Genomic DNA, 26,411 nt, shown 5'->3' on the forward strand with positions numbered 1-26,411 from the left:
CGGGGTGTTTTTTTTACGACCTTTTTTGTAAGCGCTCACCAAAAAAATCGCTTTGACGCGTTTTGATATGTAATATATAATATATCACATGAAAGGCGTTTTCTATTAATTGTAAATCAATACAGCAAAGGGGGGTTCTACACTGGAGAAACACGCTGCTCTTTCCTATTCACGAACAACAGGAATTTGGCTTGTGCTTACAGGAGCTATCTTATGGGGGGTCTCAGGAACAGTTGCCCAGTATCTGTTTCAGGACCGCCATTTTAATACAGAATGGCTGACCTCTGTACGGCTGCTGCTTTCAGGGGCGCTTCTGCTCGGAATCGCGTACCGCAAAGAAAAAGGACGCATATGGGCTGTTTGGAAAGACAGACGGGACAGGGTTCCTCTTCTTTTATTCGGGATTTTCGGAATGTTAGGCGTTCAATACACCTATTTCGCGGCAATTGAGTACGGCAATGCGGCTACCGCTACCGTTCTTCAATATTTAGGGCCTGCCCTTATTACATGCTTTTTAGCGATTCGCGCAAAGAGAATGCCTTCAGGAAAAGAACTGCTCGCTGTCTTATTAGCGGCTGCAGGCACATTTATTTTGGTCACGCACGGGAATGCCGGCAGCCTGTCCATTTCCGGCCTGGCCGTCTTTTGGGGTATCAGCTCAGCCTTTGCACTGGCGTTTTACACTCTTCAGCCGCATCGGCTTTTGAAGAAATGGGGATCGGCCATTATTGTCGGATGGGGCATGCTGATCGGCGGAGCCGCTCTCAGCTTAGTCCGGCCGCCTTGGAAGTTTGAAGGCCAATGGTCATTATCCGCATATGCGGCGATTGTATTTATCATCATTTTCGGAACGATCATCGCTTTTTATTGCTACTTGGAAAGCCTGAAATATCTGAGTGCCTCTGAAACCAGCCTGTTCGCCTGTGCGGAGCCGCTGTCGGCAGCTTTTTTAGCAGTGATCTGGCTGCATGTTCCCTTCGGACTATCAGAATGGCTGGGTACTTTATTGATTTTAGCCACCATCGCTTTATTATCTATCAAGAAAAAATAACCTCTCTTTTTTTAGAGAGGTTTTTTCCTAGGCCTGGAGCACCCCTTAGTCTCAATTACCCATATATTAAAGGGTCTTTTTTCATTTTACTATCTTCCAAAAGAGGAAATTAGACCAGTTGTCAATAGATTCAGAGTCGAATAGAATGATGTCGACAAGTAAATCACGCAGGATTGTTACTGATAAAGCAGGCAAGACCTAAAATGTGTTAAGGGCAAAGTGTATTCTTTGGCGTCACCCCTGGCATATTTTAGGTCTTTTTTTCTGTAACGAACCTGCCATCCATGAATGCGGGAGGATCGAATCGGCAGATCGCAACAAAGTACATACAAAAGGAGACATGGACATGAACATCAAAAAATTTGCAAAAAGAGCCACAGTTCTAACTTTTACGACTGCACTTCTGGCAGGGGGAGCGACTCAAGCCTTCGCGAAAGAAAATACCCAAAAACCTTACAAAGAAACGTACGGCGTCTCTCATATCACACGCCATGATATGCTGCAGATCCCTAAACAGCAGCAAGATGAAAAATACCAAGTGCCTCAATTCGATCAATCAACGATTAAAAATATTGAATCTGCAAAAGGACTGGATGTGTGGGACAGCTGGCCGCTCCAAAACGCTGACGGAACAGTAGCTGAATACAACGGCTATCACGTCGTGTTTGCTCTTGCTGGAAGCCCGAAAGACGCTGATGACACATCAATCTACATGTTTTATCAAAAGGTCGGCGACAACTCGATCGACAGCTGGAAAAACGCGGGCCGTGTCTTTAAAGACAGCGATAAGTTCGACGCCAACGATGAAATCCTGAAAGATCAGACACAAGAATGGTCCGGTTCTGCCACCCTTACTTCTGACGGAAAAATCCGTTTATTCTACACTGACTTTTCCGGTAAACATTACGGCAAACAAAGTATTACAACGGCGCAGGTAAATGTGTCAAAATCTGACAGCACGCTCAACATCAACGGAGTGGAAGACCACAAAACGATTTTTGACGGCGACGGAAAAACATATCAGAACGTTCAGCAGTTTATCGATGAAGGCAACTATACATCCGGCGACAACCATACGCTGAGAGACCCTCACTACGTTGAAGACAAAGGCCATAAATACCTTGTATTCGAAGCCAACACAGGAACAGATAACGGATACCAAGGCGAAGAATCTTTATTTAACAAAGCGTACTACGGCGGCAGCACGAACTTCTTCCGTAAAGAAAGCCAGAAGCTTCAGCAGAGTGCTAAAAAACGCGATGCTGAATTAGCGAACGGCGCCCTCGGTATGATAGAGTTAAATAATGATTACACATTGAAAAAAGTCATGAAGCCGCTGATCACTTCAAACACGGTAACTGATGAAATCGAGCGCGCGAACGTTTTCAAAATGAACGGCAAATGGTACTTGTTCACTGATTCACGCGGTTCAAAAATGACGATCGACGGTATTAATTCAAACGATATTTATATGCTTGGTTATGTATCAAACTCTTTAACAGGTCCTTACAAGCCGCTTAACAAAACAGGTCTTGTACTGCAAATGGGTCTTGATCCTAACGATGTGACATTCACATACTCTCACTTCGCAGTGCCTCAAGCCAAAGGCAACAATGTCGTAATCACAAGCTACATGACAAACAGAGGCTTCTTTGAGGATAAAAAAGCAACTTTTGCGCCAAGCTTCTTAATGAACATCAAAGGTCAGAAAACATCCGTTGTCAAAAACAGCATCCTTGAACAAGGACAGCTTACGGTTAACAACTAATCATAATAAAAAGAAAATGCCGATATTTCATTGGCATTTTCTTTTATTTCTAAACAAGATGGTGAATTCAATCATGGCACGAAAATGGCCCATTGCAATATTGATCATTCTGGGTGCGTTCCTGTTTGTCGGCTTACTGCCGGACAAAAGCAACAATTCCTCTAAAACAAACACGAAGAATAAACCGGATTACCGGGCGGCATATCATTTCACAACCCCGGACAAATGGAAAAACGACCCTCAAAAACCCGTTTTTTTCGATGGGAAATATCATTACTATTATCTTTATAATCGGGATTATCCGAACGGCAACGGCACAGAATGGCGGCACGCTGTATCAGAGGACTTGGTGCACTGGACGGACGAAGGCACGGCTATTCCGAAATACACCAACCCAAACGGCGATATATGGTCCGGTTCTGTCGTCATTGATAAACACAACACGGCAGGCTTCGGCAAAAACGCACTGGTCGCCATTACAACGCAGCCGACGGCCAAAACCGAAGCACAAGAACAATATTTATGGTACAGCACGGATAAAGGAAAAACATTTACATCCTATAGTGATCAGCCCGTCATGAAAAACCCTGGCACTAAAGATTTCCGGGACCCGAAGGTGATTTGGGATGAACAGGATAATAAATGGGTGATGGCCATGGCCGAGGGCGAAAAAATCGGCTTTTATGAATCACCCGATTTAAAGAATTGGCATTACACGGGCGGTTTTATTACCCAGCAGATCGGCCTCATCGAATGCCCTGACCTTTATATGATGCGTGCAGATGACGGAACGGCCAAGTGGATTCTCGGCGCAAGCGCAAACGGCAAACCTCAGGGCAAACCGAATACGTACGCTTATTGGACCGGAAACTTTGACGGAAAAGAATTTACTGCCGATCAAGCGGAGCCGCAATGGCTCGATTACGGGTTTGACTGGTACGGCGGCGTCACATTTGAGGACGGCAATAGCAAAGATCCGCTGACAAAACGCTATGCGCTGGCATGGATGAACAATTGGGATTATCCGAATGAAACTCCGACACTAAAGAACGGCTTTAACGGCACGGATTCTATCGTTCGTGAAATCCGCCTTCAGCAGCAGGATGGCGGCACCTACAGCCTGATGTCAGAGCCGGTTGAAGCATTGAACCAATTAACCTCTTCAACGGACGGCACTGAAGACAAACAGGTGAACGGTTCTGAAACGTTGCCGATCAAGGGTGATACGTATCAGCTTGATATGGATATCTCTTGGTCTGATATCAAAAATGCAGGCGTCAGACTCAGAGAATCAGCAGACCAAAAGCGGCATATTGATGTCGGTATTTCAGCAGAAGACGGCTGTGCCTATGTGAACAGATCATTTACAGATCAGCCTGATAAAACCGGGACATATACTGAAAGCAAAGCGCCATTTGACGGAAAAAAAGGGCGCGTTCATCTGAAAATTCTTGTGGATAAAACGAGTATTGAAGTATTTGCAGATGACGGAAAAACCGTTCTCACAAATGAAGTGTTTCCAAAACCCGAAGATCAGGGAATCACGCTCTATTCTGAAGGCGGTTCCGCTGACTTTCAGCATATTGAGATAAAGCATCTCGGTTCAATTCATCCTTAGATCTCTCTTCATTTCTAACCGGCGTTCAGACTGTGTTAAAATGCTTGTATGTATACTACGATTCATGAGGTGTTCCATTGGATAATCAAAACAAAGAACCTGTGCTGAAAAGAACCATCATGCGGGACGAAGTGTATCACACGCTCAGAAACTGGATCATAACAGGCAGGCTCAAACCTGAAACAAAGTTAAAGGACAAGGAACTGTCGGAAACATTGGGAATCAGCCGCACTCCGATACGGGAAGCCTTATTGCGCTTGGAAGATGACGGCTTGGTCATGACAAAGGCAAACAGATGGACGCTTGTCGCTCCGATTGAGTTAAAAGAAGCGGAAAACTTGTATTCCATTGTCTGGACGCTTGAAAAACTCGCACTGCAGCAAGCCCTCCCGCATATGGACGCTGCAGTGATTCAGGAATTGAAACAGCTTAATGAGGAGCTGCTTCAAACGGTGAAAGCCGGCGATAAAATGGCCATTCTGGAAGCGGATAATGCATTTCACCATCGCATCATTCTGCTTACAGACAATGCCGAACTCTGCAAATTGCTTGCGGGCCTGAAGGTGAAAATCCAGAGAATGGAGATCCGCTATTTCAGCGAAGATGATGCATTGACCAGATCATACAATGAACACGCTGCTATCATTCACGCATTAGAACAACAGGATGACGCCGCTGCCCTTGCAGCGCTTGAAGCGAATTGGAAAAACGGTTTAGAACGTCTGCAGAACATGTCTTAGCAAACGAAAAAGCCAAATCATATGATTTGGCTTTTTACGGATATAACAAGGCAGCCGACTTGGCTGTCTTGTTTACTTTTTGTTTATATATAAATAAATACCGTAATCCGTCGGCACAGAAGCATACCCCATCTGTCTGAGCATGGCTGTTATATTCCCGCGATGATACGTTCCGTGGTTCACAACATGGAGAATCATATCGGCCGCCGTGGTTTTCATGATGTCACCTGACGGATGCTCTATTTCAAGGGAGAGATTGATATTTTCCTCCTTTTGCAAAAATAGTTGATATCGGTCTGATAATTCCAAAAATAGATCTTCCAGCTCTTCTATCGCTTTAGACAAGATGTCCTCTTTTTGCTGTTCAGCTGATTTCAGCGTATCCTCCAGACGCCCACCGGAGAACACATCAAACCACCCCTTATCCGACAGATACACATGAGTCAATACACCGGCTATCGACGGAAAGACACTTTGAATCTCTTTACGGTACACATCCTCCGGAAGCTCTTTAAGCCGGGTGAATATTTGCTGATTTGCCCAAAGATGATAATCATACAATTGCAGTGCCAGATGTCCCACAAAACCCTCTCCTCTCTCGATACAGAACGTAAGTTCCTCATTATACCACGCTACATGCGGCTCTGTACCGTTTTCTTCATTTGCAGCTGAGAAAACCCGATAAAGGCTGAAAATAATAAAAGAATCCCCGCGCTTATATAAATAAACCGCGCGCCGAATACATCCGAGATCATCCCCGTTCCGATAATGGAAAACATAAAGATCAATTGAACGAATGCTGATCTCGCCGCTAATATATTGACTCGTGTCTGTTCGGTCGTGATGTTTTGAAGAAAGGTTTCCTGCGTCAGATCTCTTAATACGCAAGCCGGCCCCATACACAGCACCAGAAAAAGGGCCAGAACGGCACTGCTGGTCAATCCATAAATAAAAGTGAGCATTCCATATGCCAAGGCTCCCGTCAGCATAATCGGAATGAGGCCGCGCTGAAACTTACCGGATAACCTATAGATGATCAAGCCGCCGATCATCGTCCCTGCATAATAGGCTCCGTTCACATATCCCCACCACGCTTCTCCTTTTTGAAGGACGTCATGCACATAAGTTAAGGACACAGATCCGATCCATATCATGCCTGCCCACGATTCGATCACATCCATCACCATAAGGGCCCGCAGCTGTTTCTGCTGAAATAAATACACCCAGCCGCTTGCCGCATCTGCAAAAAGTGAACGTTCCCTGACTGCTGCCGTCGCACAGATGTGTACTTGAAGAAACAGAATGATGCCCAAAACCGAAGAAACCAGTAACATGACAGTGATGATTATTGTATAGCTTTCTCCCAAAAACGCGATGATGACGCCGCCCAGAGACCATCCGGCAAACTGTACGGTCTGATCCGCCGCAGATAATAAGCCGTTCGCCTTTGCCCTTTGATCAGAAGGAATGATTTCTCCAATCAGCGCGCTTTTTATCGGAGCGAACCAGCCGTTGCAAAAAGAAATCCCTCCGATCAGACAAAACAGCAGAAAAAAGAAAGCGGATGAACTCGTTTGGATGACAAAAAACAAACAGACTAACAGTGTCACCTGTATTAATTGAGAACCGATTAACAAAGACCGAAGCGTGAACCGGGCGGTGACCAGCGGCAAAACGGCGCTTCCCAATACGCGAAAGACAATGCTGACGAACGTCATGAGAGAGGCCGCCGCCGTCGAATCGGTTTTTGTAAACAAAAACAAGATAACAGCCATCGTATAAAGTGAGAACCCTAAATTGATAGCGGTCTGGCTGTATAAAATAGAGTAATACGCCCTCTTCAAATTCATCTTCTGCAACCCCGCTCCCTAATTATGTAAATCATACCATATTTACCGATCAGCTCTCTTAAAAAACTGAGTTCACTCCATCTATTAGTCTTTCATGAGCAGAAAGGAAACTTTCAGCAAAAGAATAATGAAACACCCTGGCTCATAGCACAACGAAGGATACCAATAGAAAAAACGAGATTTTCGGTTGTGTACATATATGCCATTGCCATACTGGCACCTGCCTCTTATGATGTATAATGCATAATAAATATATCTATAATGCCTATAAGTAATAAAATGAAAGAGGTGACATTGATGGAATGGGAACAGCTTGAATATTTCCAAACGCTCGCACAAACTGAGCATGTCACAAAAGCCGCAAAGCTATTGTCCATCTCACAGCCCGCACTCTCCCGCTCAATTTCCCGATTGGAAAACCACTTAGGCGTCCCGCTGTTTGACAGACAGGGCCGTTCGATTACATTGAACAAATACGGAGCAATGTTTTTAAAACGGGTTCAGACCATGATGAAAGAGTATACTGACGGCCGAGAGGAAATTCAGGCTTTATTGCAGCCGGATCAAGGAGAAGTATCTCTTGGATTTTTACATACACTCGGGACAGCCATCGTTCCGGATGTCATCAAGACCTTTCAGCAAAAACACCCCGGGATCAGCATTACATTAAGACAAAACCATTCCTATTGGCTGCTCGATCAGCTGAAAGAAGGTAAGCTTGATCTCTGCCTTCTCGCATCCACTAAACCCGAAAAGTCGATTCGATGGGTGCAATTATGGAGTGAGGAACTCTTTTTATATGTACCGAAAGGACATCGGCTGGCGCATCGTGAAACCGTCATCCTGGACGAACTCGCCGAAGAACCTTTTATATTGCTGAAAGAGGGGTATGCGCTCCGTATGACGGCTGATCAGCTATTTGAACAGGCAGATATCCATCCGAAGATTATGTTCGAAAGTGAAGAGGCGGCAACTGCGGCCGGCTTTACGGCCTCCGGTCTCGGCGTTTCCATTCTGCCTGATTTAAAAGGATTGGATCAAAGCAACCTCTCAAAAATACGCATCAGCTGGCCAAAATGCCAGCGCGTGATCGGCATCGCCTGGATAGAAGGCAGATTTTTATCTCCTGTTGCTGAAACGTTCAAACAGCATGTGATTGAACATTTCGGCTGAACAATGCCGTCCTGACGAAAAAAAGCCGATGCTTGCACGCATCGGCTTTCAAATTTACCTAAACATTATTTATCACCAAACGACTCAAGAACAAGCGAAACAAAAGCCTCGGCGGCCGGAAGCTGCCATTTTTTCTTTTTGACCAGCATATGAGAGTAAAGCCGCTCGAACGGCTCCGACTGCTGAAGAATTTTCAGCTTCCCCGCCTTTACCTCTTCTTTTACCGTGATATAAGGTAAAACAGAGAAACCGATTCCGCTCATCACCGTCTGCTTAATGGCCTCTATACTCCACAATTCCATTATTTGCAAATGACTGATATCATGTTTGACGAGAAACCTTTCAAACATGGTCCGGTAGCTGCATCCTTCTTCATTTGTAATAAAAAAGTTTTTGCCGCTTTGTTGATAATCGTCAAAATGATCCGGTGCGTCACTGCCTGCCACGAGGACGATGCGTTCCTCCAATAAGGAATGATGAATGCATTTTTCAATTTGTATCTCCGGATAAACCATAAATGCAATATCCACACGGCCGCTTAACAATTCCACCTGATTCTGTCCGCATGTTCCGTTGCTCAATATGATACTGACGTTCGGATACTTCATGGAATATTCCCTGATAATCGGCCCCAGCCTGGAGATGGTCAAAGACTCCGGCGCCGCAATTTTTAAAACGCCTTTAATCTCGTGAATGCTTTGCATATTTTTGATCTTGTCATGGGCGGAAAGTAAATCCTCGGCTAACGGAATCAGCTCTCTTCCTAAAGGCGTCAGCTTCAAACGTCTTTTTTCGTACGTAAATAACGCTCCGCCGATCTCCTGTTCAAGCTCTTGAATATGAGTCGTAATCGTCGACTGCGTATAACCCAGCTTTGCCGCCGCCCCTGTATAGCTTCCCTTATCTACAATGGTCTGAAATGTAATCAGATGTCTGATCTCCATATGAATTCACCTCTAAGATGTATCGAAAAAATCAATAATGCGATTTTGTTTTTCAATTTTATTTATACCTATTCTTATCATACAATAAAAAACGGCTCCATCACATTAGCAAATGAAGGTGATTTAATGAGTATCATAGCTTTTCTTTCTTATGTCCTGATGACATCTATCACGCCCGGGCCGAGCAATATTTTAATGATGAATGAAGCGCGCAGAGCCGGCTTTATCGGGTCATGGCGTTTTAATGGCGGCATCCTGACGGGATTTGCAGCACTCGGCATTCTCAGCGGTCTGTTCACAATGAGTGTTTATCATTGGATTCCCGTCGTGGAACCCTACTTTAAAATCGCCGGAGCTGTCTATTTGCTCTATTTGGCTTGGCAGATCTCTCTGCCCAAAACATCCAAAGGCGATTCTGAAAAAACACGATCGTCTTTTCTATCGGGATTTCTGTTTCAAATGATCAATATAAAGAGTATTTTATTCTTTTTAACCTTAATGAGCGCTTTTATATTGCCATTTCAGCACACGTATCCATTGATTGCTTTCTGGCTCGCGTCGGCTATTCTCCTGGGCTGGGCGGCTTTACTGCTCTGGTCGGCGTTCGGCTCTGTTTTTAAACATCTCTTTGAGAAACACGATAAAGCATTTCGGATCGTGATGTGTCTGCTGCTCATCTATTCTGCGGTAAGCATTTATCTGTAATTCAAAAAAGATAAACGCCTATTGGTGTTTATCTTTTTTTCGTTTCGTCAATAATCCCAGCCAGACTGAAACGGCGGCTGAAACGGCAGAAAGCGCCGTGATCATGGTGACAATGCCGCCCCAGCCGAATTGGTGATAGAAAGCGCCGCTTGCAGTCCCCCCGATGCTCCCTCCCACATAATAGGAAAACAAATATAAGGCAGCGGCCTGTGCCTTATCGCGTACTGCCAGTTCGCCAACCCAGCTGCTGGAGATCGAATGGCCCGCAAAAAAGCCGAATGTGAAAATCGCAACTCCTAAAATCATGATCCCTATATCAGCAGATAAAGTAATGCAGACACCAATCATGACAATCACCAATGAGAGTGAAAGAATTCTCCTTTTACCATATTTGTCTGCTAACATGCCCATCCACGTTGAACTGAACGTTCCGACAAGGTATACGAGAAAAATAAATCCGACTGCCGTTTGGCTTAGTGAATAAGGCGGCTTCATCAATTGAAAACCGATATAGTTATATAAAGATACAAAGCCGGCTTCCAGTAAAAAACCGATGATCAAAAGGCAGCCGAAACCGGGCGTCCTGTATTGAAGGTAAAATGAGGTGAAAATGTCGTTTCTTTTATATATCCGGGACGTAAAATGAGAAGAAGCAGGAAGGGTCGTCCAGAAGATAATGCTTGCCAGCAAACTGATGAGACCGATCGTCAGCAAAGCCGTATGCCAGCTGAAGGAATCCGTCAGAAAGCCGCTGATGATGCGCCCCGTCATGCCGCCTATCGAATTTCCGCTGATATAAAGCCCCATTGCCATCCCTAAGCTGTCCGGCTCAATTTCTTCAGCTAAATAAGCCATTGCCGCCGCGGGAAGCCCCGCTAATGCGGCTCCCTGCAACGCCCTGCAAACGACGAGCAGCTGAAAGTCCGAAACAAACCCTGTGAGAACGGCTAGGACGGATGCAGCAAATAATGACACGCCCATTATCTGCTTCCGCCCGTACATTTCTGAGAAAAAACCGGCGAATACCAGAGTGATAGCCAAAGCAATCGTTGCCGCTGATTGGCTTAAGCTTGAAACCGCCGGTGACAGATGAAAATCGTTTGCGATATCAGGCAGCAGCGGCTGCGTTCCCCAAAGGATGGCAAACATGCAAAACCCGCCAGCAAACAAAGCGAAGTTTACCTTTTTGAATTGAAGTGTGCCGCGGCGAATGTAAGTCATTATCTTCCCCCTTTTCTGTTAAGCCGGGTTTGAATAAACGCTATAAAATTCTCCGCTGCCGGCGATAAATAGCCGTCTTTCCTCCAAGCCAAACCAATCTCTCTTTCACAGATTGGATTGGTGACACTGAGAAGTTTGACCTTTCGTTTATCAAAAACGTGCAAGTCAGGGATAAGAGACACACCCAGTTTAGCGCCGACTAACCCGGAAGCTGTCACAATATCTTCTCCCTCAAATACGACATCCGGTGAAAATCCCGCTTTTTCACACAACTCTTTAATCATGCCGTGAAGAACATTTGTATCTTTAAAAGAGATAAACGGTTCATGCTCCGCCATTTTCAAATCAATTTCATCATATGAGGCGAGCGGATGTTCAGCAGAAACGGCTAAATATAACTCTTCTGTTAAAAGCGGCTGGCAGATCACCTCATCGTTTTCATCACGAAGAGAAGTCAGTGCGATATCCACTTCTCTTGATGTTAATTGCTCGATAATCTGCTGATTTGACGCTTGGGTCAGCTGAAATTTGACATGAGGATACATGTGTTGAAACGAACTGATGATGTCCGGAACCATGCTCATGCCAAGTGACGGCAAAAAAGACAATAAAATTGTGCCGCTGTTGGGATGTATTTCATTCCATACTTCCTGCTTACCGATTTCAATTTGTCTGATAGATTGTTCCACACGATGCAAAAACATTTTCCCGTACCGATTCAAATAAATATTTCTGCCTTTGCGGTCAAAAAGCTGAACGCCCAGCTCGTCTTCAAGCTTTGAAATCGAACGGCTGAGAGCGGGCTGAGATATGGACAGCTGTTTTGCTGCCTGTGTAATATGCTGCACTTGCGCCACTGTCTGAAAATAATTAATCTGATGCCAATCCATTGATTGCCTCCGCTGATTTGTTTATTTTCACTTATCATACGTTACCCGATCTATAACTTCTAATTGTTAGTTTGCATGAAACTGATGCATATAAGGAATATTTTTCAAAACAGAATAAAAAAAGAGGGCTTCCGAGAAGGAAGCCCTCACTCCGTCTGCTACGCCAATAAAAGAAAAATAAGCGCTAAAACAGCCGGAAGTCCTTGTTTTACGATAATTGATTTGCTTGAAGTAAAGCCGCCGAAAAGAGCGGCGATGACCACGCAGATGACGAAAAACAATTGAATCATATGGCCAATCGGATCAGCTCCGAGGATCAGCCCCCAAATGAGGCCGGCAGCCAGAAATCCATTATACAGACCTTGATTTGCAAACATGACCGCCACATTCCGATCACCTTCTAAATGCTTCGGCAATTTGAAGGACCGCTTGGCAGCCTTCGAATTGATAAAAAACATTTCAAGTATCATGATAAATATATGTTCTAAAGCTACAATTCCGACGAAAACAGCTGCAATCATGTCCACTGTCTCTCTCCTCTCAGCTTCACTTCAACCTTATTTCCATTGTGCGATGGTTTCGATAGGAAGACGGTAGGAAGCATATCCTTCGTCTGCCGCTTTTCCGATTGATAACAGCATGACCGGTACATAACGCTCTTTATCCATTCCGAAAACCTCGGCGATCTTTTCTTTGTCGTAGCCGCCGATCGGGTTTGTGTCATAGCCGTGCGCGCGTGCCGTAAGCATCAGCTGCATGGAAACGAGGCCTCCGTCAATCAGAATCGTTTCACGGTTTACTTGCTCCGGCAGTTTTTCAAAGTGTGCCGTCAGCGCAGCGATTTGTCTGTCTTTTACCTCCTGCGGCATGTAGCCCAGTTCGACCGCTTTTGAATAAATTTCTTCTAAATAGTCATCACTGTTCATATCTGCGAAAACCGCGATCACCGCAGATGATGTGCTGACTTGCGTTTGGTTAAAGCTGGCGAGCGGCGCGAGTTTTTCTTTTCCTTCAGGGCTGTCAATGACGAGGAAACGCCATGGCTGCGCGTTAACTGAAGACGGCGCTGTCGTTGCTTCTTCCAGGATTTGAGTCATTTCTTCTTTGCTGATTTTTACAGCCGGATCGTAATTGCGAATGGAACGGCGGCCTTTCATAATGTCCATAAAGTCGTTTGTTTTCAGTTCTGTTTTCATGTGTAATACACTCCTATGCTTTCATATTTTCTATATTATTCTGCATCTGCGACAATACGTTTTTTAACATACTGCGTTCTTCCGCGCTGACACCGGCTAGCATTTCTTTTATGAAACGCTCCTTCTCTTTTTTGGAAGTCTCAATTCTCTCCCGTCCCTGTTCAGTAAGCCGGACAAGTATAATGCGGTTGTCCTCAGGTTTGCGCCTTCTTGTGACCATTTCTTTGGTTTCAAGCTGTTTCAAGTGTCTTGTTACAGCCGCACCATCAATATTCACCTTTTTCTGAAGATCGCTTTGACTGATCTCGTCGACGTGAAAGAGCACGGCGAGAAGCTCAAGACGGGATTGGCTGATTCCGGTGCACGCTTCAAACTTCGCTCCGATTACTTTATGCAGTGATTGAAGCTGATATAAAATCTCGCCTTCCTCTGAACAACATGCTGTCAAAACCCATCCCTACTTTCTTTTGCGCAATTAATTGACTAGTCAATGTTTGATATATCAATAATATACACCCGCTATTCTTTTTTTGCAAGTTTTTTTTCTCCTTTTAAAAAAAGCTGCCGGTGAACGGCAGCTCGCTTCTTAATGATTATGAACTTTTCTGAAATTACTGCCTTTTACTTCAGCCACATCATATACCGTTACAAAGGCGTGCTTATCAATGTCATTAATAATTTCCTTCAGTTTGGTCTCTTCCAAACGGTTGATGACACATGTGATTTCTTGGAATTTTTCATGAGAAAAACCGCCGTATGCTTCTTTATACGTAGCGCTTCGGCCTAATTCCTCACGAATGGTTTCGACCATTAATGCAGGCTCGTTGGTGATAATCTGAAATGTTTTAGAACCGCTTAAGCCTTCCTCAACCACATGAATCACCTTAGACGCAATGTAGTAAGCAATCACGGAAAGCAAAGCGCCTTGCAGTCCGAATACAAAAGAAACAAAAATAAACACAAAAATGTTTAAAAATAAAATGAGGTCGCTCGTGCCGAACGGCAATTTCCGTGACAGCAGCACGGCCAGCATATCAATTCCGTCTAATGCGCCGCCGTTGCGCAATGCCAAGCCCATTCCCAAGCCGAGAATAATCCCGCCGACAACGGTGATTAACAGAGTGTCTCCCTCGATGATAGCCGGCGTGTGATGGAAAAAGCTTGTACCCGCGGCAAGTGAGATAATGCCGATAATGGATAGAAACGCAAAACCTTTCCCGATTTGCTTATATCCCAACCAGACAAACGGTATATTGATCACCGCAATTAAGATCCCTAGAGGCAAATGAAACAGCTGTGAACCGACAATGCTAAGTCCGGTCACCCCGCCGTCAGATACACTATTCGGAATCAATACGGTTTCCAGCCCATACGCGGCAATGATTCCGCCGATGATGACCATGATGGCCCGTACGATGGATTTTGCTTTGGATTTCTTACGTTTTTGTTTTTCGATTGTATTCATATCATTCCCCGCTTCAATTATTTTGTCTTATTTAAATATACCATAATTGATACTTTTCGTTAAAAATAAGCCGATCAGCCGATTGTGAAGCAGGAACCGAGGAAGGTGATTTTACAGATAAAGTATCCATTTACGGCTTTAATCATTCAAAACACAATCAAACAGTAAAAGGAACTATTATCCATTAATAATCCCTTTTGTTTCCCTTCTTCACATATTCCCAATCATGTTCTATATTTTTTCTCACCCGCTGAAGAAGGCTGAAAATGGTTTCTTTTTCTTCAGATGTAAAGCCGGCCAAGGCTACTTCCGCAGAGTGCTCTCCTTCTCTTTGCAATAACGGATAAACCTTTCTTCCTTTTTCGGTCGGGAACAGTTTTTTTATTTTTTTATTTTGATCATCAGGCCGCTTTTCAATAAACCCTTGTATTTCCAGTTTTTTTATCGCTCTCGCCGCTGTTGTTCGGTCGACTTTAATCATTTCCGCCAATTTTTCCTGTATCATTCCCGGGTTTTCACATATACGAACAAGATAGAGATACTGCCCTTTTGTTAAGTCTAATTCTTTAAATTCAATATTGCTGATGGAATCCAATGCCCGTGCAATCATGCCGATTTCCCGCAAAATATCAGTCATATCTTTTCAAACCCTTCGTATTTTGTTGCATTTACAATATAATTGTTTTATTGTTACTTCTATAAGACCACAAGCGAGCCGTGCAGTCCAGACTAATATGTGAAAAGGATTGGTTAATGATGAGGATAAAAAGAATAACGACGGAAATTGATTTACAAGCAGCGCTTGAGATTAGAAAAGCAGTATTCATTGAGGAGCAGCAAGTACCCGAATCCGATGAGTTTGATCAATTTGATACGCTTCAGGAACAGTGCGGGCATGTCTTGGTTTATCATGAAAATCAGCCTGCCGGCACAGGACGCGTCCGCATCGTAAACCATTCAGGCAAGCTCGAACGAATCTGCATCCTGAAGCCTTACCGCAAATACGGGTTGGGCAAAGTCATCATACGCGAATTAGAAAACATGATAAAAGAAAAAGGCATCACCCAATGTAAACTGCATGGACAAACACAAGCGGAAGGCTTTTATCACAAACTGGGCTATCAGACAGATTCACCGGAATTTATGGAAGACGGCATCCCGCATGTCTTAATGACAAAAGAGTTGGCTTAACCGAATAACAAACGGCCGGATGCAAGATTGACCGTAGTTAAAGGAGATTAGAATATTCTGATCTCCCTTAAATTTTCTTATCTATCTCTGCCTTGTCACTCACCTCATCCCGATTCGCCAAGTTTAAAACGAACCATGCAGTTTGAATTCCGGCATGCCGCTGTCTTTTAAATTTATCTGCTTGCCAATTCCTCAATAATCAAACCCAATTCATAAATTCCCTTTTGAAGGTCTTCCAAGGATGCATAAGCATATGACAGGCGAATATAATTCCCTTTTTCTTGAGCATAGATACTCCCAAGATTAAGCAGAATTCCCTTTGCTAAAGCTTTTTTATAAAGTAATTTCATAGATATTGAAGGGATTATTTTTAACCAAATAAAAAATCCCCCCTCTGGAATACTCCATTGAGCTGCTTTCTTCATATAGGTTTCCAAAGCTCTCGTCACATGTCGCCTTCTCATCTTTAATTGATGTCTGACATATTCTAAGTGCTGCTGATATTCCCCGGATATCAGCCACTCCGCCGCAACCCTTTGAGATAATGAACTGGAGCCGTAATCTGTCTGCATTTTAATATCAGATAAACGTTCAATCACTGGTTCCGGCCCCACCATCCATCCAATTCTCAATCCCGGACTTAACGTTTTCGATAAACTTCCCAAATATAAAACATGGCCATTCTTATCCATCGTTTTAATAGGCGCCGGCGGAATGTTATCTATCCACAGCTCACGATATATATCATCTTCAATAATGGGAAGCTGGTTTTTCTCACTTGCCGTTAGGATTTCTTCCCGCCGCCGTTCTGACATTAAAATGCCGGTTGGATTATGAAAACAGGGATTTGTATATAATATGGCTCTTCCCCGTTCTCCCTTTGTCATATGAATGTGGTTTGGCAGAAGTCCCTCTTTATCCATAGGGAGCCCGGTAAGATTCATCCCGGCTGACTGAAATACATGCAGCGAATAAAGATAAGACGGCTGATCGAGAAATACGGTCGATCCTCTTTGCAAAAGCCCCATTGATATAAGCTGTAAGGCCTGCAGCGCTCCAGAAACAATAAGAATGGAAGAAGGCGAAGCTTGAATCCCGATTGTTCTTAAATAGCCGCTTAATGCTTCTCTCAAAGGCAGATATCCTTTTGGTTCCTCATACCCGAATGCCTCTATGTTTTGAGAGACCTTTCCCATTATCTCTTTCATAACAGCTAAAGGAAAAATCTCATTTGAAAGCTCTCCTTTGCTGAGCTGAATAAGTTCCGGATTTGATTCTGATGTATTGATTTCTTGGACGATTCTTCTGCTTGGCTGCTGAATTCCGGAGTTTACATACTGATCCCAATCTGGGGAGGAATTTTTAGCTAAGAGTGTCCATGTATTATTGATCACAACTGTCCCTTTACCCATTCTGCCTTCGATTAATCCATCCGCCGTCAATTCCTCTAAAGCTGTAATGACTGTGCTTCTGTTTACTTCAAAGTGTTTAGCAAGCGTGCGCTGGCTTGGAATCTTACTTCCAATCGGCCATTCTCCATTTCCTATTTTCTCTTTTATATAATCAATGATCTGTAAGTATTTCGGCCGTTTTCTAACCGTTTTTCCTTCTGTAAAACTCATAAAAAGCGATCTCCTTTACTAAAAGTGGTTGGGTCAACATTTGATTAACTGGTTGAAGCCATTTTATCAAATCTTTATTAGTATAAAACACATTAAATAACTGGTTGGTTTTTATCAGATAAGGAGTGAAGATTTTGAAAAAGAATACGGTTCGAATCTGTATATCTTACAGTCTGATGATTGGATTGTGGGCATCAGCTTTTCCGGGAATCCATGCGGGTCTTGAGAGTTACACGCCGGAACACCTCGCTTTGTTTCGCTTGTTGATTGGGTCAATGGCACTGTTGGTTTTTGCTGTTTTGACTCATATGCGTTTACCTGACATAAAGGATATCCCTGCAATTTTATCTTTAGGATTTTTAGGTTTTGCACTCTATCACATTTTGCTGAATATCGGAGAAAAAACAGTCAGTGCTGGAGTTGCAAGCTTACTCGTAACCATGACACCGATTTTTTCTGCAATGTTATCTCGTCTGTTTTTTGGTGAACATTTCAGTCTTTCCAAATGGGCCGGATCTATCATTAGCTTATTGGGTGTAGCATTGATTTCATTTGGGGCAGCAGACTATGCTCATTCAATAAAAGGCATTCTTTTCATTTTGCTGGCTGCTTTTTCAGAGAGTATCTATTTTGTCTTTCAATCCCGCTTTATAAAAAAGTATGGTTTTATTCCATTTGTGACATTCACCATTTGGGGTGCAACATTGCCAATGCTGGTATTTCTTCCGGGGTTATGGGGGGAAGTTGTTCACGCATCGATGAATTCTACATGGTCTGTCGTTTACTTAGGCCTATTACCAACGGTTATCCCATACTTTGCACTTGCATACGTCACTTCAATCGTCGGCGCTTCGGAAGCAGCCATTTCACTTTACGCAACACCCGCTTTATCCTTACTCATTTCTTGGATTTGGATAGGCGAAGCCCCCGCCTTTATTTCTCTTTTAGGCGGAGCAGTCACAGTCATCGGGGTGTGTTTTATCTATTTGGAAGCAAATAAAATCAGGCTTAACTGAATTTTTCAGAATTGTGATATGTTAAGTATATCAATATTAAAAGGAAGAAAATCCATAATGCGATAGGTTGCAGCTTCTTTGCCATGCTTGGCGCATAAAAGGGGTGTAAGGAAAATGAAGATAACAGATAGTATTTATGGCGATTATGTTATAGATGGAATTCTTGAAGAGCTTATTCTCAGTCATCCAGTACAAAGACTAAAAGGTGTTTACCAAGGAGGAGCAAGTTATGTTGTGAATCAAAAGTGGAATGTCACGAGGTATGAACATTCCATCGGCGTAATGCTTCTCATAAAAAAACTTGGCGGCTCTTTAGAAGAACAAATCGCAGGTTTACTTCACGATGTATCTCATACTGCATTTTCACACGTTATTGATTTTGTGTTTAACAATAAAAATGAGGATTATCACGAAAACATTTATCATCAAATCATAACTGATTCAGAAATCCCCCATATTCTCAGTACATATGGATTACATTACAAAGACATTCTATTAGACAACTCTAATTGGAATTTGCTCGAACAGCCAGCTCCTGAGTTATGCGCTGACAGGATAGATTATACCTTAAGAGATATGTATCGGTACGAAAACATCACAATGGAGGAAGTTGATATTTTCTTAGATCATCTAATAATTAAAGAAGGAAAAATATACTTAAAAGATATAAAAACTGCTGAATGGTTTGTAAGAATTTATTATAAAGAGGTTATTGATTTCTTTATGAACCCTCTTAATATTTACGCTTATGATTATTTGGCTAAGACTTTAAAAACCGCTTTGGATAAAGAAATCATTAACATAAACACACTGCTCGGAACAGATGAAGAAGTAATGAACATCTTGCGTTCTTCCGGGGATATAGATGTTAAAAATCTTGTAAGCCGCTTACATCGAAGAGTCATTGTTAAAGAAGATAAGGCTGATTATCATTTGCATCGTAAGAATAAATTGAGGCTTATTGATCCGTCTGTATTCTATGATGACAAACTTATCGCTTCCTCTGCATTATCAAATGAAATTAAAACGATGAACGAAAACGCGAAGAAAAAAGCTGAGGAAGGGATGTATGTAAAAATAATTTCAAACTGATTTACCTCTTGAGCCTGCTTGATAAAAAACCAATACAGTGTGACAAAGCAATCATTGCGCAGACGTAGGGAACAGTCGATCGTTAATGAAAAAGTAAAAACACGAAAACAAGCCGGTTCTTGTCACATCGGCTATTTGACTTGTCATTGGCGGCACGTCCATTATAATACCCAGAAAGTAAAGGGTTCAAAAAAAAACCAAGGTCGGCAAAAACCTTGGCTAAATAACCATTTGAAAACATTAAAAAAGTCAGTTAGGTTACTTCTTCATAGAAAGTATTCCTTGTAAAATAACTTCTATTCCCCAAACGAAACGCTCATCTCCATCACCAGAGAATAATTCTGAGTTTAGCATGCTAATCATCGGATACTTTGCTTTATCTATAATATTATATGAAGTACGCATTGCTTCCAAAGCTATGTCTTTTTCCTGATGACGAGATCTTTCAACCGCAATAGATGAAGCATAAAGAAGTAAGATATCAAGTCCCCAAGCTGCACTACGTGAACTCATACCACCTGCTTGTAAATTTCGAAGTAAGCATTCATTAATATCCATAGAATTAGGTCCGTTAGGCGTCGTTGTTAAAGTAAGTTCCGCTAAACCTGGAGTTTTTACTAACGTTATAAAATATGATTTAAGTACTTGGATAATTGCATCTTTCCAAGATACTGTATCATCCTCTATTAATTGAACATCTCGAAGAGCATAATCTAATACATCGGAACTTAACTTTAGATAATTATCTACATAAACATACAGGGATGCAGGGCCTGTATCTAGAGCTTTTGCAACCTTACGCATACTCATTCCTGAAATACCATTTTCACTTAGCAACTTATATGCTGTTCTTATGATAATGTCTCGACTCAGTGGTGACTTTGCTGGTCTAGTACGTCGATTGTTTACATTTTCAAAATTATTCATCATTCACCTTATATCATTTGATTTCATTTTTTCTTACAATATTTTAACACACCTAATATAGTTTCATACTCTCAACGGAAAACTACTCATATGGCTATTCTGCTGAACCAGTTGCAGCAATTTGTGCGATTTCTTCATTTAATGTCTCAGATTCATACATACCACCATGATAGCAGATTACTCGTTTTATATCGAAGGCTGCAAACTTTGTTATCGATTTATACGCTTTTTCTAAATCAGGTGTGTGCATAGGATTGGGACCTTCTAAAAGATCACGAATTATCATTGCATCCCCAGCAATTAACGTTTTTGATGCAAGATGATATAAGCTTATGTGACCATCTGTGTGACCTGGCGTATGAATAATAATAAGACCACCAGCAATGTTTAGTTCTTCGCCATCTGTTAATGTGCGTTGTATAACTGGTGCTGCTGTTGGTACTACGTAACCTTCACTAAATTGGTCGTCTAATGGTCCAGGTAATCCCTTAATAAGAGGTAGATTACCTTCAATATATGGACGTTCAAACTCGTGTGCCAATACTTTAATGTTTGGATTAACTTCAAGAAGTTTCGCTAGACTGCCCACATGATCGATATCTTGGTGTGTCAAAATAATCGCTGTTAGTTGATCGATAGATAAACCTCGTTTTTCTAATTCTGCAGCAATCAAATTTTCGCTACGTGGCATACCTGTATCTACAAGTACTACATCATTTTCACTTATAATTAAGGTAGGATTAATTGGCCATTGTCCCCCAGGAAAAGCCGGCACCTCTATATTTAAAGTCATTGGTTCAATAGTTGATTTTGTCATAATGATTTATAAGAGTCTGATATCAAACTCTTAAACACACCTCCATTTTGTTATCATTATTAAAATAAAGTTCCTATCAAGGACAACAGAGTTATTCCACATAATATGTTTTCATCAATTCAGTTAGTTTTTCAGCTGCGTTAATTTCAAAGAATAAATCCAAATTTCTTTTTGTTTCACTTGCTATCTCACCTGCATATTCGAACATTTTCATCTCATAACTACTGACAGCTTCATCAATATTTTCATGGGTGGTAATTGATAGTGCGAGTTCAGCTGCGTCAAGCATCGCAAGGTTTGCACCAGCACCTGCGAACGGTGACATTAAGTGTGCAGCATCTCCTAAAAGTGTGACACCTTTTTTATGTGTCCACTTATGCCCTACAGGCAGCATATAAATACGACGAGGAAAAATAGCACCGTTTGCATAATGAATATAATTTTTTAGCTCTGGGCTCCAGTCTTCAAATAATTTAAGAAGTTCTTTTTTTGCCTCTTTTAAATTTTCATAGTTAATATCGTTGTTGTGTAACCATTCTTTCGGCGCTTTAAAACTTAAATAAACACGGATTTTTCCATCACCATTCATTTGAGCTAACATGCCTTTATAATCACCGAGCGCAAATACACTCCCTAAACCATTCATCTCGACAATATCAGGGAATTGCTTTTTCGCATCCAAAATATTGATTTCTACCATACTAACACCTGAATATTCTGCTGTTTCTTTACTAACAAGTGGCCGAAGCTTAGAGAATGCACCATCTGCACCAACTACTAAATCTACTGTTTCAGTAGCACCGTTTTCAAAATGAAGTTTATGTTGACCATTTTCTAATGGAGTAGCATATAGAAGTTTATGCCCCCATTTAATAGACTCTTGATCGACAGAGTCTATTAACATTTGACGCAACACTTTACGGTCAATTTCTGGACGAGATGTAGTCTGCTCTGCATTATCATTTGAGCTATCCTCATACAATACATCAGCTGATTTATTCATTACTTTTAACGCTTCACCTTCATAACGGCAAATTGCTTTAAATTGATCAAATAAGCCTGCTGCTCTAAGTGCTTTTTGTCCCATATCTTCTGTTAAATCAAGTGTGCCACCTTGTTCTCTTTGTGTTGCAGATGTTTCACCTTCAAAGATTACTGGATGAAACCCAGCTTGTTGTAAAATACGAGCCAAAGTTAATCCACCAGGACCAGCACCAATGATTGCAATACGTTTATTTTTATTCATAATATGGTTCACTCCTAACCATTAATCTTAAACGATCACGAACAGAGTTCGTTCGAAATATGCTTAACTAAAGAATTTGTTTAAATTGAATTCTTTTCACATCTATTGATTACTATTATATTTAAAAATAATTATTCCAATATAATCGATTGTTTGGTTATATATATGTTATATCACAACGAACAGTGTTCGTAAAGAACAGCGTTCGTTTTTTTTAGTTTTTTATCAATTTCTAAATTGAGATTCCCAGTTAAAAAGAACAAGTGAACCTAGAAAGAGCTCCTTTGGGCTTTATTTTTATATTCTAATTTGTATTTAAAGCGAGATTATAGGCTTCTCAACTCGGCATTGGTGGCACACTATATTAAAAAATCGCAAAAATCCATCTTGATTAAACAAATCAAAATGGATTATATGTTAGTTTTTTTCTAATGCTATTTTTGCTCCTAAAGAAACAAGGGCCATTCCAGTTATCTTATCAAAGATAAACTCAACAGACGGTTTTTTAAACCAAGAACCAATGAATTTAAGAAGGTAGACATATATGAGAAACCATGCTAACACTATCAATATGAATATTCCCGCTAAAATGATTGATTGTAAAATGACATTTCCACTTAAATCAATAAACTCCGGAAGAAAAGTGATATAAAAAATAATAGCTTTTGGATTTAATAATGTACTTGCTATACCTTGGAAATAGCAAGTTTTGTTTTTTGATCCTTTTGGAATTGCCCTTACAGCCACTTCCATGTCTTCTTCTTTATTCTCTTTCTTTTTAGATAGCAACGTTGTTTCTTTAGACAGAAACAAATAAAGAATAGACTACACATCTTTGTGGTACAGTAAAGCTATATCAACGGTAATACGAATGAAAGAAGGTGATCCCATGCCAAATAAAAAAGTACCCAATAGATTAATCACTGAGAAGTCACCGTACTTACTCCAACATGCTTATAATCCCGTGGATTGGTATCCGTGGTGTGACGAAGCATTTGAAAAAGCGAAACGAGAGAATAAGCCTGTTCTCTTATCTATTGGGTACGGGTAGCTTAGCGAACATGTCACTGGTGTCACGTCATGGCTCACGAGTCCTTTGAGGACGAAGAGATCGCCGGTATTCTAAATGATAAATTTATAGCCATCAAGGTTGATCGTGAGGAGCGGCCTGATGTCGATTCCGTGTATATGAGAATCTGCCAGCTGATGACGGGGCAGGGCGGGTGGCCGCTGAATGTGTTCATCACACCTGATCAGAAGCCGTTTTATGCGGGGACATACTTTCCGAAGACGAGCAAATTTAACCGCCCGGGCTTTATCGATGTGCTTGAACATCTGTCCGAAACGTTTGCGAATGACCGGCAGCATGTCGAGGATATTGCTGAAAACGCCGCCGCTCATCTTGAAGTCAAGGTTCACCCGGCTGAGGGCATGCTTGGCGAACAGGCGGTTCATGACACGTACCGCCAGCTGGCCGGCGGGTTTGACACGGTGTACGGCGGGTTCGGCCAGGCCCCGAAGTTTCCGATGCCGCATATGCTCATGTTTCTGCTTCGCTACTACAGCTATACGGGTAAGGAACAGGCATTGGCAGGCGTAACCAAGACACTCGACGGCATGGCGAACGGCGGTATTTTTGACCATATCGGGTTCGGCTTTGCCCGCTACTCGACTGATAATGAATGGCTCGTGCCGCACTTTGAGAAAATGCTGTATGACAACGCCCTTCTCCTGACCGCATATACGGAAGCCTATCAAGTCACGGGCAACGAGCGCTACAAACAGGTTGCGATGCAGATCGTGACGTTTATTCAGCGGGAAATGATGCATGAAGACGGCAGCTTTTTCTCAGCCTTAGACGCTGATACCGAAGGCCGCGAAGGGAAATATTACATATGGTCAAAAAAAGAAATCATGGATCTTCTCGGTGATGAACTCGGCTCGCTTTATTGCAAAGTATATCACATCACAGATCAAGGCAATTTCGAAGGAGAAAACATCCCGAACCTTATTTTCACGCGGCGGGAAGCCATCCTCGAAGAGACCGGCCTCACCGGACATGAGCTGACCGAACGTCTTGAAGGTGCAAGAAAAAAATTGCTGGAGGCGCGGGAAAACAGAAGCTATCCGCACACAGATGACAAAGTGCTGACCTCATGGAACGCGCTCATGATTGTCGGACTGGCAAAAGCCGCAAAGGTATTTTACGAGCCGGACCTTCTCAGCATGGCGGAAACAGCGATCCGCTTTCTCGAACGTCATCTCATTCCGGACGGGCGCGTCATGGTCCGCTACCGTGAGGGCGAAGTGAAAAACAAAGGATTTATCGATGATTACGCTTTTCTCATCTGGGCTTACCTTGAACTGTATGAAGCGGATTTTGATGCGTCTTATCTGCAAAAAGCGAAAACGTTATGTACAAGCATGCTGGATCTGTTCTGGGATGAACGGCACGGAGGTTTCTTCTTTACGGGGAATGACGCCGAGACTCTTCTAGTCAGGGAAAAAGAAGTTTATGACGGAGCCGTGCCTTCCGGAAACAGCGCGGCTGCCGTACAGCTGCTTCGCCTCGGCCGCCTGACGGGTGATGGATCACTGATCGAAAAAGCTGAAGCCATGTTTTCTATTTTCAAACGGGAAATCGAGGCCTACCCGAGCAGCAACGCTTTCTTCATGCAAAGCGTACTGGCGTATACAATGCCGCAAAAAGAAATCGTTGTGTTCGGAAGCAAAGATGATCCGGACAGAAAGCGTTTCATTGAGGCGCTTCAGGAACATTTCACTCCCGCCTATACGATTCTCGCCGCGGAACATCCGTCAGAGCTTGCAGACATTTCTGATTTTGCCGCGGGTTATCAAATGATTGACGGTAAAACGACGGTTTACATTTGTGAAAATTTTACCTGCCGCAGGCCGACGACGGATATTGATGAAGCGATGAACACATTACAAATCAGCAGCAGAGCCTAGGCGGCCTGCTGCTTTTCTTTTTTCACAAAACGGAACGCGAGCCATGCGAAGATGATATTGATCACCAGAGTCGATATGCAATCATATATGTCATAGCCGCCGGCAGCTGTTGCAAATAGCGACGGAATGCCGCTGTACACCGAATGATCCTCTGTGAGAAAGATAAATAAAAACATATTATTGGCAGCGTGACCGCCCAAGGACATCTCCAGACTGCCTGTTTTAATCGTGATAAAGGTCCAGATCATGCCGATGGTGACATATCCGATTCCCGCCCAGAGAGCCCCGTTTTCCATCTCCGGATTTCCGAAATGAAGTGCGCCGAATAATCCGCCGACGATGACAGTCAAAACCACCGCATTTGCCGTCAGTTTTCCGGCGAACTGAAGCAGAAAACCCCGAAAGAGAAATTCCTCCGCGGAGGTTTGAATCGGCACCAAAAAGACGGCAGCCGCTAACAGCAGCAGAAAGCGTGAAGCATGGAATTCCTGAAGCGAGAAGCGATCCGGATGGATTGAAAAATCAATCACCCCCGCCATAAACATCAACAAAAAGTAAGTGCCGAATCCAAAGAAAATCCGCTTCCAGTTCAGCGACTGATTCGGTGTGATGATGGATAAAAACCGCCGTTTCATAATGAAACGAACCGCTATCCAAATGCCCGGGATGGCTATGAAATAGACGATATGCTGTAAATAAATATCCGCCAGCGGGTCACTTAATGCCGCTTCATCCCAATCTATCGTCAATGAAGGATTGAACTCGGACGTGAGAAACATATAAAACATGGTCAATATGCTTCCAAAAAAGAACAAACCCGCAATGACCAACAGAGAAAGAAGATATCTCCACACACTATTTCTTCCTTCTGCGGGCCTTATAAACATATTCATATTTATGCATCAACTT

At 42.6% G+C, this 26,411-nt stretch carries 26 protein-coding genes and 1 pseudogene; 11 read left to right on the plus strand and 16 right to left on the minus strand.

Features of this window, described 5'->3' with window-relative positions; translation table 11 throughout:
• Nucleotides 1-115 precede the first annotated feature (115 nt).
• The 4 genes from ABDB98_RS19100 to ABDB98_RS19115 all read left to right on the plus strand — a co-directional run bounded on the left by ABDB98_RS19100 (nt 116) and on the right by ABDB98_RS19115 (nt 5,177).
• The gene (locus ABDB98_RS19100; RefSeq protein WP_438422178.1) at nt 116-1,051 is read left to right on the plus strand and encodes a DMT family transporter; all 936 of its coding nucleotides are present in this window, start codon (nt 116-118) and stop codon (nt 1,049-1,051) included.
• Nucleotides 1,052-1,397: 346 nt separating this feature from the next.
• Nucleotides 1,398-2,819, plus strand: a complete 1,422-nt coding sequence (locus tag ABDB98_RS19105; RefSeq protein WP_438421009.1) for a glycoside hydrolase family 68 protein — start codon at nt 1,398-1,400, stop codon at nt 2,817-2,819.
• A 61-nt stretch (nt 2,820-2,880) separates the two neighbouring features.
• Nucleotides 2,881-4,437 carry a glycoside hydrolase family 32 protein gene (locus tag ABDB98_RS19110; protein ID WP_438421010.1) on the plus strand — a complete coding sequence of 519 codons (1,557 nt, stop codon included), beginning with the start codon at nt 2,881-2,883 and terminating at the stop codon, nt 4,435-4,437.
• Between the two features lie 77 nt (nt 4,438-4,514).
• Nucleotides 4,515-5,177 carry a GntR family transcriptional regulator gene (locus ABDB98_RS19115; protein WP_438421011.1) on the plus strand — a complete coding sequence of 221 codons (663 nt, stop codon included), beginning with the start codon at nt 4,515-4,517 and terminating at the stop codon, nt 5,175-5,177.
• A 72-nt stretch (nt 5,178-5,249) separates the two neighbouring features.
• Here ABDB98_RS19115 and ABDB98_RS19120 read toward each other — a convergent pair whose 3' ends face one another.
• Together ABDB98_RS19120 and ABDB98_RS19125 are read right to left on the minus strand one after the other, a co-directional pair.
• A complete protein-coding gene (locus tag ABDB98_RS19120; protein ID WP_438421012.1) occupies nt 5,250-5,759 on the minus strand; it encodes a DinB family protein in 510 nt (169 codons plus the stop codon).
• A gap of 50 nt (nt 5,760-5,809) precedes the next feature.
• Nucleotides 5,810-7,027, minus strand: coding sequence for an MFS transporter (locus ABDB98_RS19125; protein WP_438421013.1), 1,218 nt, complete (start codon nt 7,025-7,027; stop codon nt 5,810-5,812).
• 297 nt (nt 7,028-7,324) lie between these two features.
• Between ABDB98_RS19125 and ABDB98_RS19130 the strand changes: the two genes are divergently transcribed.
• Nucleotides 7,325-8,200: a LysR family transcriptional regulator gene (locus ABDB98_RS19130; protein ID WP_438421014.1), complete on the plus strand. Its 876-nt coding sequence runs from the start codon at nt 7,325-7,327 to the stop codon at nt 8,198-8,200.
• Nucleotides 8,201-8,265: 65 nt separating this feature from the next.
• Here the strand turns inward: ABDB98_RS19130 and ABDB98_RS19135 are convergent, their stop codons facing one another.
• Nucleotides 8,266-9,144 (minus strand): LysR family transcriptional regulator, encoded by an 879-nt coding sequence (locus ABDB98_RS19135; RefSeq protein ID WP_438421015.1) that lies wholly within the window; start codon nt 9,142-9,144, stop codon nt 8,266-8,268.
• Between the two features lie 126 nt (nt 9,145-9,270).
• On the opposite strand from ABDB98_RS19135, the gene ABDB98_RS19140 reads away from it, so the two are divergent.
• Nucleotides 9,271-9,849, plus strand: a complete 579-nt coding sequence (locus tag ABDB98_RS19140; protein ID WP_064108052.1) for a LysE family translocator — start codon at nt 9,271-9,273, stop codon at nt 9,847-9,849.
• An 18-nt stretch (nt 9,850-9,867) separates the two neighbouring features.
• Here the strand turns inward: ABDB98_RS19140 and ABDB98_RS19145 are convergent, their stop codons facing one another.
• The 7 genes from ABDB98_RS19145 to ABDB98_RS19175 all read right to left on the minus strand — a co-directional run bounded on the left by ABDB98_RS19145 (nt 9,868) and on the right by ABDB98_RS19175 (nt 15,258).
• The gene (locus tag ABDB98_RS19145) at nt 9,868-11,070 is read right to left on the minus strand and encodes an MFS transporter (RefSeq protein WP_438421016.1); all 1,203 of its coding nucleotides are present in this window, start codon (nt 11,068-11,070) and stop codon (nt 9,868-9,870) included.
• Nucleotides 11,070-11,960, minus strand: coding sequence for a LysR family transcriptional regulator (locus ABDB98_RS19150; RefSeq protein WP_438421017.1), 891 nt, complete (start codon nt 11,958-11,960; stop codon nt 11,070-11,072). Before ABDB98_RS19150 ends, ABDB98_RS19145 begins: the two co-directional genes overlap by 1 nt.
• Nucleotides 11,961-12,118: 158 nt before the next feature.
• Nucleotides 12,119-12,487 (minus strand): DUF1304 domain-containing protein, encoded by a 369-nt coding sequence (locus ABDB98_RS19155; protein ID WP_438421018.1) that lies wholly within the window; start codon nt 12,485-12,487, stop codon nt 12,119-12,121.
• 30 nt (nt 12,488-12,517) lie between these two features.
• Nucleotides 12,518-13,156, minus strand: a complete 639-nt coding sequence (locus ABDB98_RS19160; protein ID WP_004393039.1) for a nitroreductase family protein — start codon at nt 13,154-13,156, stop codon at nt 12,518-12,520.
• A 13-nt stretch (nt 13,157-13,169) separates the two neighbouring features.
• Nucleotides 13,170-13,604 carry a MarR family winged helix-turn-helix transcriptional regulator gene (locus tag ABDB98_RS19165; protein ID WP_016937339.1) on the minus strand — a complete coding sequence of 145 codons (435 nt, stop codon included), beginning with the start codon at nt 13,602-13,604 and terminating at the stop codon, nt 13,170-13,172.
• Between the two features lie 138 nt (nt 13,605-13,742).
• Nucleotides 13,743-14,621 (minus strand): YitT family protein, encoded by an 879-nt coding sequence (locus ABDB98_RS19170; RefSeq protein WP_438421019.1) that lies wholly within the window; start codon nt 14,619-14,621, stop codon nt 13,743-13,745.
• Between the two features lie 184 nt (nt 14,622-14,805).
• Entirely contained in the window at nt 14,806-15,258 is a 453-nt protein-coding gene (locus ABDB98_RS19175) for a MarR family winged helix-turn-helix transcriptional regulator (RefSeq protein WP_045925748.1), read from the minus strand.
• A 119-nt stretch (nt 15,259-15,377) separates the two neighbouring features.
• Here ABDB98_RS19175 and ABDB98_RS19180 point away from each other — a divergent pair, with 119 nt between their 5' ends.
• Nucleotides 15,378-15,812, plus strand: a complete 435-nt coding sequence (locus tag ABDB98_RS19180; RefSeq protein WP_438421020.1) for a GNAT family N-acetyltransferase — start codon at nt 15,378-15,380, stop codon at nt 15,810-15,812.
• Nucleotides 15,813-15,985: 173 nt separating this feature from the next.
• Here ABDB98_RS19180 and ABDB98_RS19185 read toward each other — a convergent pair whose 3' ends face one another.
• Nucleotides 15,986-17,434, minus strand: coding sequence for a PLP-dependent aminotransferase family protein (locus ABDB98_RS19185; protein ID WP_438421021.1), 1,449 nt, complete (start codon nt 17,432-17,434; stop codon nt 15,986-15,988).
• Between the two features lie 134 nt (nt 17,435-17,568).
• Here ABDB98_RS19185 and ABDB98_RS19190 point away from each other — a divergent pair, with 134 nt between their 5' ends.
• The gene (locus tag ABDB98_RS19190; RefSeq protein WP_438421022.1) at nt 17,569-18,450 is read left to right on the plus strand and encodes a DMT family transporter; all 882 of its coding nucleotides are present in this window, start codon (nt 17,569-17,571) and stop codon (nt 18,448-18,450) included.
• Between the two features lie 114 nt (nt 18,451-18,564).
• Complete coding sequence (locus ABDB98_RS19195; protein ID WP_438421023.1) at nt 18,565-19,542, plus strand: HD domain-containing protein; 978 nt, start codon at nt 18,565-18,567, stop codon at nt 19,540-19,542.
• A 258-nt stretch (nt 19,543-19,800) separates the two neighbouring features.
• Here the strand turns inward: ABDB98_RS19195 and ABDB98_RS19200 are convergent, their stop codons facing one another.
• The 4 genes from ABDB98_RS19200 to ABDB98_RS19215 form a co-directional block, all read right to left on the minus strand.
• Nucleotides 19,801-20,469 carry a TetR/AcrR family transcriptional regulator gene (locus tag ABDB98_RS19200; protein ID WP_438421024.1) on the minus strand — a complete coding sequence of 223 codons (669 nt, stop codon included), beginning with the start codon at nt 20,467-20,469 and terminating at the stop codon, nt 19,801-19,803.
• A gap of 94 nt (nt 20,470-20,563) precedes the next feature.
• Complete coding sequence (locus ABDB98_RS19205; RefSeq protein WP_438421025.1) at nt 20,564-21,286, minus strand: MBL fold metallo-hydrolase; 723 nt, start codon at nt 21,284-21,286, stop codon at nt 20,564-20,566.
• 91 nt (nt 21,287-21,377) lie between these two features.
• Nucleotides 21,378-22,532: an FAD-dependent oxidoreductase gene (locus ABDB98_RS19210; protein WP_438421026.1), complete on the minus strand. Its 1,155-nt coding sequence runs from the start codon at nt 22,530-22,532 to the stop codon at nt 21,378-21,380.
• Nucleotides 22,533-22,949: 417 nt separating this feature from the next.
• The gene (locus ABDB98_RS19215; RefSeq protein ID WP_438421027.1) at nt 22,950-23,285 is read right to left on the minus strand and encodes a LysE family translocator; all 336 of its coding nucleotides are present in this window, start codon (nt 23,283-23,285) and stop codon (nt 22,950-22,952) included.
• 136 nt (nt 23,286-23,421) lie between these two features.
• Here ABDB98_RS19215 and ABDB98_RS19220 point away from each other — a divergent pair.
• Together ABDB98_RS19220 and ABDB98_RS19225 are read left to right on the plus strand one after the other, a co-directional pair.
• Nucleotides 23,422-23,577, plus strand: a pseudogene (locus ABDB98_RS19220) (DUF255 domain-containing protein); the annotation flags it as partial.
• Nucleotides 23,578-23,612: 35 nt separating this feature from the next.
• Nucleotides 23,613-25,502, plus strand: a complete 1,890-nt coding sequence (locus tag ABDB98_RS19225; protein ID WP_438421028.1) for a thioredoxin domain-containing protein — start codon at nt 23,613-23,615, stop codon at nt 25,500-25,502.
• On the opposite strand, the gene ABDB98_RS19230 is transcribed toward ABDB98_RS19225, so the two are convergent.
• Complete coding sequence (locus tag ABDB98_RS19230) at nt 25,499-26,395, minus strand: lysostaphin resistance A-like protein (RefSeq protein WP_438421029.1); 897 nt, start codon at nt 26,393-26,395, stop codon at nt 25,499-25,501. The two genes, ABDB98_RS19225 and ABDB98_RS19230, sit on opposite strands and share 4 nt — an antisense overlap.
• Nucleotides 26,396-26,411: the final 16 nt, after the last annotated feature.

The organism is Bacillus siamensis, from assembly GCF_051628075.1.
Lineage (GTDB): Bacteria > Bacillota > Bacilli > Bacillales > Bacillaceae > Bacillus > Bacillus siamensis.

What these genes read in the sequence shown, in the direction of transcription:
- ABDB98_RS19105 (WP_438421009.1), top strand. Translation starts at nt 1,398, where the DNA reads ATGAACATCAAAAAATTTGCAAAAAGAGCCACAGTTCTAACTTTTACG.
- ABDB98_RS19125 (WP_438421013.1), bottom strand. Translation starts at nt 7,027, where the DNA reads ATGAATTTGAAGAGGGCGTATTACTCTATTTTATACAGCCAGACCGCT.
- ABDB98_RS19130 (WP_438421014.1), top strand. Translation starts at nt 7,325, where the DNA reads ATGGAATGGGAACAGCTTGAATATTTCCAAACGCTCGCACAAACTGAG.
- ABDB98_RS19135 (WP_438421015.1), bottom strand. Translation starts at nt 9,144, where the DNA reads ATGGAGATCAGACATCTGATTACATTTCAGACCATTGTAGATAAGGGA.
- ABDB98_RS19140 (WP_064108052.1), top strand. Translation starts at nt 9,271, where the DNA reads ATGAGTATCATAGCTTTTCTTTCTTATGTCCTGATGACATCTATCACG.
- ABDB98_RS19145 (WP_438421016.1), bottom strand. Translation starts at nt 11,070, where the DNA reads ATGACTTACATTCGCCGCGGCACACTTCAATTCAAAAAGGTAAACTTC.
- ABDB98_RS19150 (WP_438421017.1), bottom strand. Translation starts at nt 11,960, where the DNA reads ATGGATTGGCATCAGATTAATTATTTTCAGACAGTGGCGCAAGTGCAG.
- ABDB98_RS19160 (WP_004393039.1), bottom strand. Translation starts at nt 13,156, where the DNA reads ATGAAAACAGAACTGAAAACAAACGACTTTATGGACATTATGAAAGGC.
- ABDB98_RS19170 (WP_438421019.1), bottom strand. Translation starts at nt 14,621, where the DNA reads ATGAATACAATCGAAAAACAAAAACGTAAGAAATCCAAAGCAAAATCC.
- ABDB98_RS19175 (WP_045925748.1), bottom strand. Translation starts at nt 15,258, where the DNA reads ATGACTGATATTTTGCGGGAAATCGGCATGATTGCACGGGCATTGGAT.
- ABDB98_RS19180 (WP_438421020.1), top strand. Translation starts at nt 15,378, where the DNA reads ATGAGGATAAAAAGAATAACGACGGAAATTGATTTACAAGCAGCGCTT.
- ABDB98_RS19185 (WP_438421021.1), bottom strand. Translation starts at nt 17,434, where the DNA reads ATGAGTTTTACAGAAGGAAAAACGGTTAGAAAACGGCCGAAATACTTA.
- ABDB98_RS19195 (WP_438421023.1), top strand. Translation starts at nt 18,565, where the DNA reads ATGAAGATAACAGATAGTATTTATGGCGATTATGTTATAGATGGAATT.
- ABDB98_RS19200 (WP_438421024.1), bottom strand. Translation starts at nt 20,469, where the DNA reads ATGAATAATTTTGAAAATGTAAACAATCGACGTACTAGACCAGCAAAG.
- ABDB98_RS19205 (WP_438421025.1), bottom strand. Translation starts at nt 21,286, where the DNA reads ATGACAAAATCAACTATTGAACCAATGACTTTAAATATAGAGGTGCCG.
- ABDB98_RS19210 (WP_438421026.1), bottom strand. Translation starts at nt 22,532, where the DNA reads ATGAATAAAAATAAACGTATTGCAATCATTGGTGCTGGTCCTGGTGGA.
- ABDB98_RS19215 (WP_438421027.1), bottom strand. Translation starts at nt 23,285, where the DNA reads ATGGAAGTGGCTGTAAGGGCAATTCCAAAAGGATCAAAAAACAAAACT.
- ABDB98_RS19225 (WP_438421028.1), top strand. Translation starts at nt 23,613, where the DNA reads ATGGCTCACGAGTCCTTTGAGGACGAAGAGATCGCCGGTATTCTAAAT.
- ABDB98_RS19230 (WP_438421029.1), bottom strand. Translation starts at nt 26,395, where the DNA reads ATGAATATGTTTATAAGGCCCGCAGAAGGAAGAAATAGTGTGTGGAGA.